The organism is Streptosporangium sp. NPDC049248 (genome assembly GCF_040678965.1).
In the GTDB taxonomy this organism is placed as follows: Bacteria; Actinomycetota; Actinomycetes; order Streptosporangiales; family Streptosporangiaceae; genus Streptosporangium; species Streptosporangium fukuiense.
In genome coordinates this window covers 275376-289477 of record NZ_JBFAQY010000005.1, presented here as the reverse complement: position 1 = coordinate 289477, position 14102 = coordinate 275376, and the positions used below count along the sequence as shown (strand labels likewise).

The 14102-nt window shown below is 70.6% G+C and carries 14 protein-coding genes; 5 read left to right on the top strand and 9 right to left on the bottom strand.

Annotated features, from left to right (window positions below):
* Positions 1-66 precede the first annotated feature (66 nt).
* From AB0K21_RS12945 to AB0K21_RS12915, 7 genes are all read right to left on the bottom strand, one after another.
* Positions 67-1959 carry a pseudouridine synthase gene (locus AB0K21_RS12945; protein ID WP_343968833.1) on the bottom strand — a complete coding sequence of 631 codons (1893 nt, stop codon included), beginning with the start codon at positions 1957-1959 and terminating at the stop codon, positions 67-69.
* Positions 1956-2534: an SMC-Scp complex subunit ScpB gene (gene scpB, locus AB0K21_RS12940; protein WP_343968831.1), complete on the bottom strand. Its 579-nt coding sequence runs from the start codon at positions 2532-2534 to the stop codon at positions 1956-1958. The genes AB0K21_RS12945 and scpB overlap by 4 nt, the downstream gene beginning before the upstream one ends.
* Positions 2527-3351: a segregation/condensation protein A gene (locus tag AB0K21_RS12935; RefSeq protein ID WP_343968829.1), complete on the bottom strand. Its 825-nt coding sequence runs from the start codon at positions 3349-3351 to the stop codon at positions 2527-2529. Before AB0K21_RS12935 ends, scpB begins: the two co-directional genes overlap by 8 nt.
* A 30-nt stretch (positions 3352-3381) precedes the next feature.
* Positions 3382-4329: a ParA family protein gene (locus AB0K21_RS12930; protein WP_343968827.1), complete on the bottom strand. Its 948-nt coding sequence runs from the start codon at positions 4327-4329 to the stop codon at positions 3382-3384.
* Between the two features lie 99 nt (positions 4330-4428).
* A complete protein-coding gene (locus tag AB0K21_RS12925) occupies positions 4429-5355 on the bottom strand; it encodes a tyrosine recombinase (protein WP_343968936.1) in 927 nt (308 codons plus the stop codon).
* Positions 5356-5367: 12 nt separating this feature from the next.
* A complete protein-coding gene (locus tag AB0K21_RS12920; protein ID WP_343968825.1) occupies positions 5368-6015 on the bottom strand; it encodes an NUDIX hydrolase in 648 nt (215 codons plus the stop codon).
* Positions 6012-7682 carry a CTP synthase gene (locus AB0K21_RS12915; RefSeq protein WP_343968823.1) on the bottom strand — a complete coding sequence of 557 codons (1671 nt, stop codon included), beginning with the start codon at positions 7680-7682 and terminating at the stop codon, positions 6012-6014. Before AB0K21_RS12915 ends, AB0K21_RS12920 begins: the two co-directional genes overlap by 4 nt.
* A gap of 155 nt (positions 7683-7837) precedes the next feature.
* Between AB0K21_RS12915 and AB0K21_RS12910 the strand changes: the two genes are divergently transcribed.
* From AB0K21_RS12910 to AB0K21_RS12895, 4 genes are all read left to right on the top strand, one after another.
* Positions 7838-8635, top strand: a complete 798-nt coding sequence (locus tag AB0K21_RS12910; RefSeq protein WP_343968821.1) for an acyltransferase — start codon at positions 7838-7840, stop codon at positions 8633-8635.
* A gap of 70 nt (positions 8636-8705) precedes the next feature.
* Positions 8706-9839, top strand: coding sequence for a nitronate monooxygenase (locus AB0K21_RS12905; protein WP_343968820.1), 1134 nt, complete (start codon positions 8706-8708; stop codon positions 9837-9839).
* A 238-nt stretch (positions 9840-10077) separates the two neighbouring features.
* The gene (locus tag AB0K21_RS12900; RefSeq protein ID WP_343968819.1) at positions 10078-10677 is read left to right on the top strand and encodes a DUF4126 domain-containing protein; all 600 of its coding nucleotides are present in this window, start codon (positions 10078-10080) and stop codon (positions 10675-10677) included.
* A 52-nt stretch (positions 10678-10729) separates the two neighbouring features.
* Entirely contained in the window at positions 10730-11344 is a 615-nt protein-coding gene (locus AB0K21_RS12895) for a hypothetical protein (RefSeq protein ID WP_364149628.1), read from the top strand.
* Positions 11345-11389: 45 nt separating this feature from the next.
* On the opposite strand, the gene AB0K21_RS12890 is transcribed toward AB0K21_RS12895, so the two are convergent.
* Positions 11390-12655, bottom strand: coding sequence for an APC family permease (locus AB0K21_RS12890; RefSeq protein ID WP_364149626.1), 1266 nt, complete (start codon positions 12653-12655; stop codon positions 11390-11392).
* Between the two features lie 222 nt (positions 12656-12877).
* Here AB0K21_RS12890 and AB0K21_RS12885 point away from each other — a divergent pair, with 222 nt between their 5' ends.
* On the top strand, positions 12878-13627 hold the full coding sequence (locus AB0K21_RS12885) for a hemerythrin domain-containing protein (protein ID WP_343968813.1): 750 nt from the start codon (positions 12878-12880) through the stop codon (positions 13625-13627).
* Positions 13628-13655: 28 nt separating this feature from the next.
* Here the strand turns inward: AB0K21_RS12885 and AB0K21_RS12880 are convergent, their stop codons facing one another.
* Positions 13656-13967 (bottom strand): PadR family transcriptional regulator, encoded by a 312-nt coding sequence (locus AB0K21_RS12880; RefSeq protein WP_343968811.1) that lies wholly within the window; start codon positions 13965-13967, stop codon positions 13656-13658.
* Positions 13968-14102: the final 135 nt, after the last annotated feature.

The following is a 14102-nucleotide window of genomic DNA, read 5'->3' as shown; positions in this document are numbered from 1 at the left end:
ATCCACCCACGCCGGACCACCCCGAGGGGTGATCCGGCGCGTCCTGAACGTGCGTGTCAGGGAAGGCTACAGCCCGACCGCGGCGTAGAGTTCCCCGACCTCCGTGAGGGTCAGCGCACGGAGGGTGCCCGGCTTGAGGCGGCCGAGCTTGACCGGGCCGAACTCGATACGGGCCAGGTCGATGACCGGGTGCCCGACCTCCTCCAGCATGCGGCGGACGATGTGCTTGCGGCCCTCGTGCAGCACGATCTCGACCAGGGCCTGCTGGCCGTGCTCCTGGACCAGGGTGAAGGAGTCGGCCTTGGCCAGGCCGTCCTCCAGCTCGATGCCCTTCTTCAGCCGGCGGCCGAGATCGCGCTCGATCCGGCCGGGGACCTTGGCCCAGTACTTCTTCTGCACGCCGTAGCTCGGGTGGGTGAGCCTGTTGGCCAGCTCGCCGTCGTTGGTGAGCAGGATCAGGCCCTCGGTCTCGGTGTCGAGACGGCCCACGTGGAACAGGCGCTCGGTGCGGTCGGCCACGAAGTCGGCCAGCGAGGGGCGGCCGTCCGGGTCGGACATGGTGCTGACGACGCCGATCGGCTTGTTGATCGCGAAGTAGACCAGGTCGGGCATCGTCGGCAGGCGCTTGCCGTCGACGTGGATGACCTGCTTGGCGGGATCGACCCGGGCGCCGAAGCGGCGGACCACCTGGCCGTCGACGGTCACCCTGCCGTCGCCGATCATGTCCTCGCAGGCCCGGCGGCTGGCGACGCCCGCCTGGGCGAGGACCTTCTGCAGCCGGACGCCGTCGGGGACCTCGGTGGTGTCGCGCTCGTCGACGTAGTCACGGTCGTAGAAGTCGGAGTCCCGCTTGGGCTGGCGGGCGGTCTTGAACCGGTCGTTCGCGATCGCGCCGGGCCGCAGCGGGGCCTTCGCCTCCGGAGCGCGGCCGGTGGAGCGGCCGGCGGGGGCGCGACGCTCGCCGTACGCCCCGGCGCGGTCACCGCCGATCGTCTGGACGTCGTCCCGGCGGCCGGTCCTGCCGAAGCGGGCGCGGGAACCACCGGCGGGCGCGCCACCGCGACCACGGTCGGAACCGGGCCTGCCACGCGAGCCGTCCCGGTCCGCACGGAAACCACCCTGCGAACCACCGCGGTCGTCACGACGCGGGGCATCGGACCGGAAATCGCTCCTCGGACCGCCACGGTCCTCACGGCGCGGAGCGTCGGAGCGGTAGCCGCCCTGGGAGCCCTCGGAGGGCCTGCCGTACCGGCTCCTCGAACCGTCGCGGGACCCGCCGAACGACGAACCGCCGCGATCATCGCGACGCGGCCCGTCGGACCGGTAACCGCCACGATCGTCCCGGCGCGGGCCGTCGGACCGGTAACCGCCCTGCGAACCACCCGAGGGCCTGCTCCCGTACGAGCCGCGCGAACCATCACGCTCAGCACGGAAACCACCACGATCGTCACGGCGCGGACCGTCAGCGCGGAAACCGCCCTGCGAACCGCCACGGTCGTCCCGGCGCGGACCGTCGGACCGGAAACCGCCCTGCGAACCACCCGAGGGCCTGCTCCCGTACGAGCCGCGCGAACCATCACGCTCAGCACGGAAACCACCACGATCGTCACGACGCGGACCGTCAGCACGGTAACCGCCCTGCGAACCACCACGGTCGTCACGGCGCGGACCGTCGGACCGGAAACCACCCGAGGACCTGCCGGACGAGCTGCGCGAACCGTCGCGCTCGGCGCGGAAACCACCGCGGTCGTCACGACGCGGACCGTCCGAACGGTAACCGCCCTGCGAACCACCACGGGAGCCCCCTGACGAGGACCTGCCGGACGAGGATCCGCCTCGGGAGGATCCGCCCCGGAATCCACCGGACTGCGAGCCCCCACGGGGATTGCCACCGCGCGGGGCTCCGCCACGGCCTTGACCGCGTCCATCACCGGACGGGGTGCTACGGCTGTTGTTCACTGCTTCTGCTCCTCTAGGGATTCCATGTCGTCGGGCAGGAAAGGCGCCAGTTCTGGAAGCTCGTCGAGCCCCCGCAGGCCCATCCTCTCGAGAAAATACGAACTTGTCCGGTAGAGCACGGCTTGGCCCTCCGGTTCGGTGCCGGCCTCCTCGACCAGCCCCCTCGTCACCAGCGTGCGCATGACGCCGTCGCTGTTGACACCGCGGATGGCCGCCACCCGGGCCCGGCTCACCGGCTGCCGGTAGGCGACCACGGCCAGGGTCTCCAGCGCGGCCTGGGTCAGACGCGTCTGCTGGCCGTCGCGGACGAACCGCTCCACGAGTGAGGCGCACCCGGCCCGCGTGTAGAAACGCCAGCCGCCCGCGACCTCTCTCAGGTCGAAACCCCGCCCGGCTTCGGTGTATTCCGCCGAGAGTTCCCGGAGCACCCTGCCGACCTCGTGGACGGGCCGCTCCAGCACCTGGGCGAGGGTCACCTCGGCGACGGGCTCGTCGACCACCATCAGGATGGCCTCCAGCCCGGCGCGCAGGTCGGGACCGGCGCTCGGCTCAGGCTCGGACGCCACGTCAGTCATCGGCGGGTTCTCTCTTCGGGGTCTCGTCGTAGTCGTCGGCCACGGCGACGTCACCGTCGTCACTGCCGGTCCAGGTCACGTGCAGCTCCCCGAGAGGCTCGATCTGCTCGAAGGAGACGGCCGCCTCCCGGTAGAGTTCCAGGACCGCCAGGAAACGAGCGACGATCTCGAAGGTGCCGGCGCAGTCGGAGGTGAGTGCCCGGAAGGTCGCCCGGCGTAACCGCCGCAGCCGCTCGACAAGGATAACCGCCTGATCGCGGACATTGGCGAGTGGTTGGTAGATGTGGGCCACGGAAACCGACGGGGGCACCTTGGGGGCGAAGGCCCGCCGGGCGATCTCAGCGAGGCGGTCGGGGCCGATGCCGAGGATCAGCTCGGGCAGCAGGCCCGCGAACCGGGCCTCCATCGGCACGGTACGCGGGAAGCGCAGCGCCTCCTCGGCCATCCTGGCGGAGAAGACCTTGACGACCTCCTTGTAGGCCCGGTACTGCAGGAGGCGGGCGAAGAGCAGGTCGCGGGCCTCCAGAAGAGCCAGGTCCTCCTCGTCGTCCACCTCGCCGGCGGGCAACAGCCTGGCCGCCTTGAGGTCGAGCAGGGTCGCCGCGACGAGCAGGAAACGGCTCGTCTGGTCCAGGTCCCACTCCGGGCCCCTGGCCCGGATGTAGGAGATGAACTCGTCGGTGACCTGGCTGAGCGAGACCTCGGTGATGTCCAGTTTGTGCTTGGAGATCAGACCGAGCAGGAGGTCGAATGGGCCTTCGAAGACCTCCAGATGCACCTTGAAGGTGTCATCGGCGGTCTTCGGCTGCTCGGTCATCCCTCCATTGTCCCGTACCGGCGGGTGGGATCACCGCTCCAGCGCGGCCCACCTGGCGAGAACTTCCCTGGCGAGCTCGCGGTACGCGCTGGCGCCGAGCGAGGAGGAGTCGAAGCTGGTGATGGGCTCACCGGCCACGGTCGCGTCGGGGAAGCGAACCGTCCGATTGATCACTGTGTGGTAGACCTTGTCGTCGAACGCCTCGACGACCCGGGCCAGCACCTCGCGGCCGTGCAGGGTGCGCGCGTCGTACATGGTGGCGAGCAGGCCCTCGATGACCAGCTCGTCGTTGATGCGCTCCTGGACCTTGATGATGGTGTCCATGAGCAGCGCGACACCGCGCAACGCGAAGAACTCGCACTCCAGCGGCACCATGACGCCGTGCGCGCAGGCCAGCGCGTTGATCGTGAGCAGCCCCAGGGAGGGCTGGCAGTCGATCAGGCAGACGTCGTACTCGGGCAGGAGGGGCTTGATGACCCGGCCGAGCACCTGCTCGCGGGCGACCTCCGTGACGAGCTGGACCTCGGCGGCCGACAGGTCGATGTTGCTGGGCAGCAGGTCCATGCCCTCGACACCGGTCTCCAGCAGCACGTCCCTGGCCGTGATCTGCCGCTCCATGAGGAGGTTGTAGACCGTCAGGTCGAGCTGGAGGGGGTTGATCCCAAGACCGACCGAGAGGGCACCCTGCGGGTCGAAGTCGACCAGCAGAACCTTGAGCCCGGCCTCCGCCAGCGCGGCGCCCAGGTTGATCGTGGTGGTCGTCTTGCCGACGCCGCCCTTCTGGTTGACCATGGCGACGACCCTCGCCGGTCCGTGCACGGCGCGAGGGGGCGGATCAGGGAAAACGGGGCGGGGACGCCCGGTCGGGCCGAGGACTCCCCCACTGCGAGGGGTCCCGGCGGTCTTGGTGTCGCCCCAGGGATTCTCGGGGTTTGCCGGGGCCGCTCCCCGGATAGAACCGTCGGTGGTCACAGTCACCAGTCGAACCTCCCTGACGGCCTCTAACCGGACCGTCCGGACGGACACTATGGCGTCAACACGTATGCGGCAAGGCGGCACGCCCGGACATAAGGAAGGTCAATCCCGCGTGCGCGGATGCGCCACGGCATAGACCTCCCGGAGCCTGTCGACCGTGACCTGCGTGTACACCTGGGTGGTGGTCACCGAGGCGTGGCCGAGTAGTTCCTGAACCACCCTAACGTCCGCACCGCCGTCAAGGAGGTGGGTTGCGAACGAATGTCGCAACATATGTGGCGACACTCCTTCGAGCCCGCCGCGCTCGGCGGCGCCCTGGAGCACCTCCCAGGCTCCCTGCCGGGTGAGCCGGCCACCCCTGGCGTTGAGAAAGAGCCCCGAGGTGCCGCGGCCATGGGAGGCGATGCGGGGGCGGGCACGGGTGAGGTAGGCGCCCAGCGCCTCCCCCGCGAAGCCGCCCAGGGGCACCAGGCGGGTACGCCCGCCCTTACCTCGCAGGCGCACCCGCTGGGCCTCCGCCCCCAGCTCGACGTCGTCGACGGTGAGCCCGACCGCCTCGGAGATACGCGCGCCGGTGCCGTACAGCAGTTCGAGCAGTGCCCGGTTGCGCAGGGTGAGAGGGGCGCCGTCGGGCCCGGAGGCGGCGATCAGGCGCTCCACGTCGCGGACGCTGATCGCCTTGGGCAGCCGCCTGAGCTGGCGCGGCGGGCGCACCTCGTGGGCGGGGTCGTGGTGGCAGAGGCCCTGACTCAGCGCGAAGCGGTGCAGCCCGCGCACCGCGGAGACGGCCCGCGCCGCCGAGGCGGCGACGAGGGCCTGATGCTCCCCGTCGCCCTCCCTGAGCGCCGCCACGAAGGCGGCGACGTCGTCCTCGGCGACCTCGGCGAACGTGACGCGACCGCGGCGCCTGAGATGCTCCACGTATCGCAGGAGGTCACGGCGGTAGGAGGCCAGCGTGTTGGCTGCCAGGCCCCGCTCCCCCGCCAGGTGGGCGAGGTAGCGCAAGAGGACGGCCTCCGTCTCGCTCAGGGTGTCCTCCTGTCATGCCTCCGGTGCGTCGGCGGGCCGCAGCGAGGCGAATCCATCCGCCGAAGCGGCGTATGCGGCGAGAATACCGGCCACGGCTTGGGAATTGTGGATCATTCCCGCCATGGCACGCCGAACCGCGTCGGACAGGGGAATCCAGACCACCGGCATGTCGGCCTCCTCGTGCCGGTGGACGAAGTCCAGCTCCCCCTCGGGAATGGGGGCGACGTCCCTGGCAAGGAAGATCCGGGTGCGCTCGTCGGTCATTCCCGGCGAGGTGAAGGCGTCGACGAGGGTGTGCCAGGTGTCCGCCCGGTAGCCCGCCTCCTCGGCGAGCTCGCGGGCCGCCCCCGCCTGCAGGGACTCTCCGCGGACGTCGCGCAGCCCCGCGGGCAGTTCCCACAGCAGCCGCCTGACGGGGTGGCGGTACTGGCGGATCATCAGGACCCGCTCCCGGTCGTCGAGGGCGACGACGACCACGGAGCCGGGGTGGACCACGTAGTCACGGTTGACGACCTCGCCCTCCGGCATGACCACCGCGTCGGTGACGGCGGTGATGACCCGGGCGCGGAAGTGCTCGGTGGAGGAGGTGACCTTCCACTCCTCGGGAACGTCCAGGACCTCCAGGACGCCCTCGCTCCGTCCCTCTCGCGTGTCGCTCACTTGCCCCGCCCGGCCTTGGCGACGCTGCCACGGGTCTCCGCGTACGCCAGGGCGGCGCCGATCAGGCCCTTGAACAGCGGATGCGCGCGGGTCGGCCGGGAGCGGAACTCGGGGTGCGCCTGGGTGCCGATGAAGAAGGGGTGGAGATCGGTGGGCAGCTCGGCGTACTCCACCAGGCGGCCGTCCGGCGAGAGACCCGAGAAGACCATGCCGACCTTCTCCAGCTGCTCGCGGTAGGAGTTGTTGACCTCGTAGCGGTGGCGGTGACGCTCGTCGACCTTCGCCATGCCGTACAGCTGGCGGGCCAGGGTGCCCTCACCGAGCCTGGCCGGATAGAGGCCCAGCCGCATGGTGCCGCCCATGTCGCGCTCGCCGGAGACGACGTCCTGCTGGTCGGCCATGGTGGAGATGACCGGGTGGGTGGTCTCCTCGTCGAACTCGGTGCTGCCGGCGTCCTCGATGTCCGCGAGGTTGCGGGCCGCCTCGATGACCATGCACTGCATGCCGAGGCAGATGCCGAGCAACGGGATCTTGTTCTCCCTGACGTGCCGGATCGCGCCGACCTTGCCCTCGATGCCGCGCACCCCGAAGCCGCCGGGGACCAGGACGCCGTCGACGCCGTCGAGCTCGCGGGCCGCCCCCTCGGGGGTCTCGCAGTCGTCGCTCTTCACCCAGCGGATGTTGACGCGGGCGTCGTTGGCGAAACCGCCCGCGCGCAGCGCCTCGGTGACCGACAGGTAGGCGTCGGGCAGGTCGATGTACTTGCCGACGAGCGCGATCGTGACCTCGTTGGCCGGGCGGTGCACCCGGCGCAGGAGCTGCTCCCACTCCTTCCAGTCGACGTCCCTGAAGGGCAGGCCGAGGCGGCGCACCACGTAGGCGTCCAGGCCTTCCGCGTGCAGCACCTTGGGGATGTCGTAGATGCTGGCGGCGTCGGCGGCGGAGACGACCGCGTCCTCGTCGACGTCGCACATGAGGCTGATCTTGCGCTTGATCGCGTTCGTGACCGGACGGTCGGAGCGCAGCACGATCGCGTCGGGCTGGATGCCGATGCTGCGCAGCGCGGCGACCGAGTGCTGGGTCGGCTTGGTCTTCAGCTCTCCGCTCGGCCCGATGTACGGCAGCAGCGAGACGTGCAGGAAGAACACGTTGTCGCGGCCGACCTCGTGGCGGACCTGGCGGACGGCCTCCAGGAAGGGCAGCGACTCGATGTCGCCCACGGTGCCGCCGACCTCGGTGATGACCACGTCCACGTCGGGACCGGCCATCGACCGGATGCGGTCCTTGATCTCGTTGGTGATGTGCGGGATGACCTGCACGGTGTCACCGAGATACTCGCCGCGTCGCTCCTTGGCGATGACGTTGGAGTAGACCTGACCGGTGGTCACGTTCGCCGAGCCGTGCAGTTCGGTGTCGAGGAACCGCTCGTAGTGGCCGACGTCGAGGTCGGTCTCGGCGCCGTCGTCCGTGACGAAGACCTCGCCGTGCTGGAACGGATTCATGGTGCCGGGGTCGACATTGAGATAGGGGTCGAGCTTCTGCATGGTGACCCGCAGGCCGCGCAGCTTGAGAAGACGGCCGAGGCTTGACGCCGTCAGTCCCTTACCCAGACTGGAGGCGACGCCGCCTGTGACGAACAGATGCTTGGTGTGTGCGGCGCTGCGCAAGAAGGCTCCCGTGGTGTTGAAGATCAGTCGGCACACCCTTGTGAATGGCCTACAGGTCCACGGGCTCTCAGAATATCAAACGGTACCGGCGAAGTGCCCGAACAACCCCCACCCGCATTCCTACCAAACCTAACCAAGCAGTAACTTGATCCGTTATGTCACTTCGTGGGGTGGTACGGCGTGCCGCGGGCAGCCTGATCCACCGACTCTGGGCGGCGATCCGCGCGGCCGGCACCGTCAGCCCCGCCAGTCCCGCCGGATACCGGTTCCGGCGCCTCGGCGAGGGCGCCTGCCTGTCGTTCCCGGTCGGGGCCGTCTTCGGCGAGGCCTGGATCGAGATCGGCGACCACACCCTGGTCGGCGAGCGGGTCTCCATCTCCGCGGGCATGGGCCCCGGGGTGGACCTGGGCCCGAACTCGATCGTACGGATCGGCGGAAGCTGCTCCATCGGCCGGGGCAGCCACATCGTGGGCCACCAGTCGATAGACATCGGCGACCACGTCTTCACCGGCCCGTACGTCTACATCACCGACCAGAACCATGTCTACGACGACCCCGAGATGCCGATCGGCCGCCAGTGGCCGCGCAACAACCCCGTCTCCATCGGGTCGGGATCATGGCTGGGCACCGGTGCGATCATCCTGCCGGGCACCCGGATCGGCAGGCAGTGCGTGGTGGCCGGCGGGGCCGTGGTGCGCGGGGAGTTCCCCGACCACAGTGTGATCGCGGGCATCCCCGCCAAGGTGGTACGCCACTACGTGCCCGGCGAAGGCTGGCTGCCACCCCACCTCGGCGGCGCGGAGCCTCCCGCCCCGGAGACTCCCCACCGCCCGGAGACCTCCGGCGGCCCGGAGACTCCTGACGGCCCGGAGACCTCCGGCGGCCCGGAGGGCGAGGCCGCGGAGCCGACCGGCGCCCTGGCCGGACCGGCCGTACCGCCTTCCCCGGCGTAGGTCGACCGCACGGTTCCGTACCCGGTCACGACACTGGACCGAACAAGGTTCTGTGACTTACGGTCACCTCATGCGGACCACGATCTGTGAGAGATTCGGCGTCGAGTTCCCGCTCTTCGCCTTCAGCCACTGCCGCGACGTGGTCGCCGCGGTGACCAACGCGGGCGGGTTCGGCGTGCTCGGCGCCGTCGCCTACTCCCCCGGGCAGCTCGACACCGAACTGAGCTGGATCGACGAACACGTCGGCGGCCGCCCGTACGGGGTGGACGTGCTCGTTCCCGGCAAGATCGACGCCTCGGCCGCCAGCCGGAACACCAGCCTCACCGACCACATCCCCCAGCGGCACCGCGACTTCGTGGCACACCTGCTCGGCAAGTACGGCGTGGGCGGGGCCGAGGCGTTCACCCGCGCCACGGCCGGCCGCGCCGACGAGATGGGCCGCCGGGTGACCGCCGAGGGCGCCACCGGGCTGATCGACGTGGCCCTCAAACACCCGATCGGCCTCATCGCCAGCGCGCTCGGCCCGCCTCCGCCGGAGATGACGGCAAAGGCCAGGCAGGCCGGGGTGCCGGTCGCGGCGCTGGTCGGTACCGTCGAGCACGCCCGCCGCCAGGTCGCCGCCGGAGCCGACGTGATCGTGGCCCAGGGCTCCGAGGCGGGTGGCCACACCGGCGAGATCTCCACGATGGTGCTCGTCCCCCAGGTCGTGGACGCGGTGGACGTCCCGGTGCTGGCGGCCGGCGGCATCGCGGGAGGCCGCCAGATGGCCGCCGCGCTCGCGCTGGGCGCCGAGGGGGTGTGGTGCGGTTCGGTCTGGCTGACCACCGAGGAGGCCGAGACCCTGCCCCTGGTCAAGCAGAAGATGCTGGCCGCCACCTCCTCCGACACCGTGCGGTCCCGGTCGCGCACCGGCAAGCCCGCCCGGCAGCTGAGATCCGCCTGGACCGACGAGTGGGACGGGGCCCCGGAGAGCCCGGGCGCGCTGCCGATGCCGCTGCAGATGCTCCTCGCCGAGGGCGCGATGGCCAGGATCGGCAGGGCCGCCGAGAGCGGCTCCCCCGGCGCCGGGGAGCTCGCCACCTACTTCGTCGGGCAGGTCGTCGGACAGATGAACCAGATCAGACCGGCCCGCCGGGTGGTCCACGACATGATCGAGGAGTTCGCCGCCGCGGTCGAGCGCCTCGACCGCCTCACCGGCACCTGACCGGCTCCCCTCCTCGGGTTCCTGCTGTTCCAGCTGTTTCGGCGCGCCCCCGGTTTCGGTGGATTTCTCGGCCTCGGTGACGCCCGATGGGCTCTTTCCGTATCCCCTGGTCACCCGGGACCCCTCCGGCTCCCCGGGGCGGCCACCGAGACCGGAGCGATACCCGGAGAGGGAACCGAGCGGGATCGATCAGCCGCCGTGAGACGTTGGAGGGGGCAGAGAGGACAATGGAGGTGCGATGCTCGCGGCACTGACGGGCCTTGGGCTCTCCACCGCGGCCGGGCTCAACGCCTACATCCCGCTGCTGGTGGTCGGTCTGCTCGCCAACTTCACCGACCAGGTACGGCTGCCACAGGAGTTCGCCTGGCTCGCCAACGGCTGGGTGCTCGGGATCATCGGCGTGCTGCTCCTGGCGGAGTTCGTGTTCGACAAGGTCCCGGTGGTCGACAGCGTCAACGACATGATCCAGACCGTCGTCCGCCCGGCCTCCGGCGGTGTCGTCTTCAGCGCCACCGAGGCCGCGGCCCGGCTGGACGGCTCGACCTGGATGAGCCACAACCCCTGGCTCAGCTGGGTGCTGGGCATCGGGATCGCGCTGGCCGTGCACGTCATGAAGACGACCGCCAGGCCCGTGGTGAACGCCACCACGGCCGGGGTGGGCGCGCCCGTGGTCAGCACCGTCGAGGACGCCGGGGCACTGGGCATCAGCCTGGTGGCGATCTTCCTGCCCGTCCTGGTCGTCCTGGTGGTGGCGGGGCTGGCGCTGCTCGCCTGGTGGGCGATTCGCGGAATACGGCGACGGAGGCGGAGCCGGGTGACCGGCCCGAGCCTGCGATGAGACCGCGCTCGCGGACTATGCTCTAAACATCTCGTCCAACCCCCGTGGGGAGGTGGTTCCGATCGGCGAATTCCTCATGATCCTGCTGGTGATCCTGCTGTTCTTCCTTCTCCTGGGAGCAGTCGGGATCTATCTGCTGGTCAAGGTCGGCAAGAAGGCCACGAAGAAGGCCAAGAGCGTCTCCACCCGGGTCGCCTCCCACATGGCCGCGATGGGCACCGGTGACGCCGCGGAGACCGAACGGATGCGTCTCGACCTGCGGCGCGAGGTCTCCCTGACCCGCCAGGCGGTGGACCACGCGCTGCGCGACGGCTGGGGACTGGGCGATCTGCCCCAGCTGGTGGGAGAGATCGCGACGCACGCCGAGCAGCTCGACGCCCAGCTCGCCCACTACGCCCAGGAGCGGCGGGTCTCGCCCTACATCGACCACACGGCGCTGGGCCGCCTGCGCGAGCACCACGCCAAGCTGACCACGTCCTGCGCCCGGATCAGGGCCGACCTGCGCAACGACCAGATGGCGCACTCGGCCGGGGGCATCGACCAGATCCAGGACCGCACCGACCTGGAGATCGAGGCCCGCCGCCGGGCCCCCGACCCGCTGGACCAGATCGACGAGCTCTACAAACGCACCACGATCAACCGCCCCCTCCCCGACGACCTCCGCTGACCCCGCGCGCGCCGTCGCCGCTCGCGGCGGAGACCCCGGGTGGGGTCAGCGGCGGCTCAGCCTCTGGCGTGCCCCGTACAGAACGGCCCCGATCACCAGGACCGCGCCGCCGGTGAGCACCGCCATCGGCGGGAGGCTGAAGGCCAGCGCGACGCAACCGGCCAGTCCGAGCACGGGAACGGCCCGGGGCGGGCGGCCTTCACCGGGGGGCAGGGTCCAGGCGGAGGCGTTGGCGATGGCGTAGTACACCAGGACGCCGAAGGAGGAGAACCCGATCGCGCCGCGCAGGTCGGTGGTCAGCACGAGTACGACGACGATGACGCCGACGGCGAGTTCCGCCCGGTGCGGCACCTTGAAGCGCGGGTGAACGGCGGCCAGGGCGGGCGGCAGGTACCGGTCCCTGGCCATGGCCATGGTGGTGCGGGAAACCCCGAGGATCAGCGCGAGCAGCGAACCCAGAGCCGCGACCGCGGCACCGGCGCGGACGACCGGGCCCAGGGCCGGCAGGCCGGCGGCGGCGACCACCTCGGCCAGTGGCGCGGAGCTCTCGGCAAGGCGCCGGGGGCCGAGGACGGCCAGGGCGGTGACGGCCACGCAGACGTAGACGACCAGGGTGACGCCCAGCGAGATGGAGATCGCCCGGGGAATGGTGCGAGCGGGATCCCGCACCTCCTCACCCAGGGTGGCGATGCGGGCGTATCCGGCGAAGGCGAAGAACAGCAGGCCCGCGGCCTGCAACACCCCGCCCGCGCCGGCCTCGGAGACGATGTCCGGCAGGACGGGCCGCGCAGGCCCGCTCGTCAGGCCCGCCGCCACCACGGCGGTCAACACGGCCAGCACGACCACGACGATGGTGCGGGTCAGCCACGCGGCCTTCTGCACCCCGGTGTAGTTCAGCGCGGTCAACATCGCCACGGCGGTCACGGCCACCTCCCGCTGGTGTCCCGGCCACAGGTAGAGGCCCACGGTCAGGGCCATCGCCGCGCAGGAGGCGGTCTTGCCGACCACGAAGCTCCACCCCGCCAGGTACCCCCAGAAGGGGCCCAGGCGCATCCGGCCGTACAGGTAGGTGCCGCCGGAGGCGGGGTAGCGCGCCGCCAGCCGTGCCGAGGAGGTGGCGTTGCAGTAGGCCACCGCCGCCGCGAGCGCCAGCCCCAGCAGCAGTCCCGATCCGGCCGCGGCGGCCGCGGGGGCCGGTGCGGCGAAGACCCCGGCTCCGATCATCGCACCCAGGCCGATCACCACCGCGTCTCCCAGACCCAGGCGACGCTCCAGCCGTTGCTGCCCGGCTCCGGCCGATACCTCCGCCATGGCACACGCTCCGTCCGACATAAAACGAAACTCGATATCGGTTCACGATATCGAGTCGAGCCGTGCAGGAATCCCCCCACCCCGGAACCGGCCGGCAAAGCCGTGACCGCGATGTGCGCAGTCGACGGGAGCATTGCCAAGGCCGTCGCGTGAGGCCCTGCCCCACGGGAATGACCCGGAGGCAGGGACGGTGGGACAGCGGCCAGAAAAAAGGGGGGCCCGATGGGAAGCTCGCAGTCGCCCGAGGTGCGCCGACGTGACCTACTGGGACTGTCCGCCGCCGCCATGGCGGGAGGTCTCCCCCTTGCCGCCTGCGGCGGCTCGGTGAGCCCGGTCGAAGCCGGGGCGTCCCCATCCGCGTCGGGATCCGCCGCCCAGGAGCAGGAGGCGCCGGTGACACCACCGGAAGATCTCATGCGTGAACACGGGGTGCTCAAACGCGTCCTGCTGATCTACCGGGAGGGGATCCGGCGGATCGAGGGCGGCGAGCCGGTGCCGGCTCAGCCGCTGAACGCCGGGGCGCGCATCATCCGCGACTTCATCCAGGACTACCACGAGCATCTGGAAGAGCAGTACGTGTTCCCGCGGCTGCGCGAGGCCGGCAAGCTCACCGACACCGTCTCGGTTCTACTGCTTCAGCATCAGAGAGGTCGCGTCCTGACCGACCGCATCCTGCGGGCCACCGGCGCATCGGCCACACCGCGAACGGGGGATCGCCGCGAACTGGTCGCCGCCATGGCCGCCTTCATCCGGATGTACGAGCCGCACGAGGCCCGCGAGGACACCGTCGTCTTCCCCGTCTTCCGCGACGTCGTCCCCGCCAAGGAGTTCCTCCGGTTGGGAGAGACCTTCGAGGACGAGGAGCACCGCCGCTTCGGCCAGAGCGGGTTCACCGGCGTGGTCGGCCAGGTCGCCGACATCGAAAAGGCTCTCGGGATCTACGACCTGGCCCGGTTCACCCCGCGGGTGTGAAACCCGTGCCGGCAGTCGTCCCTGTGGTCTAGGACCGCCACTCGGCCTCGGTGAGGAGTTCGCGGGCCAACTCGGCCAGCGCGGCCCGGTCCTGGGTGAGAGCGGCGCGTCCCGCCTGGGTCGCGCGATACACCCGGCGCACCCGCCCCTCGACGGTGCGCTGCTCAGAGGTCAGCAACCCGTCCGCCTCCAGCCGATGCAGGGTCGGATACAGCGTGCCAGGGCTGATCGCATATCCGTGCCGCTTCAGCTCCTCTGCCATCCAGGCACCGTGGATATCCTGTTCGGCCGCGTGGTGCAGGATGTGCAGCCGCACCGCACCACGCAGAAACTCCCGCATGCGCCCCCCTGCCTTCCGCGTCACCGGTGAACGTTCGGTGACAGAGAAATGACGATACCGATAGCCGCCCTCGCGGTGAGCCACCGGTGGTTCCGTGGTCGAGGGACGCGTGCACGCCACCTCGGCCACGGGTGA

Bases quoted from the DNA above. Each gene is read 5' to 3' on its own strand.
- AB0K21_RS12890 (WP_364149626.1), bottom strand. From the start codon at position 12,655: ATGGCGGAGGTATCGGCCGGAGCCGGGCAGCAACGGCTGGAGCGTCGC.
- AB0K21_RS12910 (WP_343968821.1), top strand. From the start codon at position 7,838: ATGTCACTTCGTGGGGTGGTACGGCGTGCCGCGGGCAGCCTGATCCAC.
- AB0K21_RS12900 (WP_343968819.1), top strand. From the start codon at position 10,078: ATGCTCGCGGCACTGACGGGCCTTGGGCTCTCCACCGCGGCCGGGCTC.
- AB0K21_RS12905 (WP_343968820.1), top strand. From the start codon at position 8,706: ATGCGGACCACGATCTGTGAGAGATTCGGCGTCGAGTTCCCGCTCTTC.
- scpB (WP_343968831.1), bottom strand. From the start codon at position 2,534: ATGACTGACGTGGCGTCCGAGCCTGAGCCGAGCGCCGGTCCCGACCTG.
- AB0K21_RS12880 (WP_343968811.1), bottom strand. From the start codon at position 13,967: ATGCGGGAGTTTCTGCGTGGTGCGGTGCGGCTGCACATCCTGCACCAC.
- AB0K21_RS12935 (WP_343968829.1), bottom strand. From the start codon at position 3,351: ATGACCGAGCAGCCGAAGACCGCCGATGACACCTTCAAGGTGCATCTG.
- AB0K21_RS12885 (WP_343968813.1), top strand. From the start codon at position 12,878: ATGGGAAGCTCGCAGTCGCCCGAGGTGCGCCGACGTGACCTACTGGGA.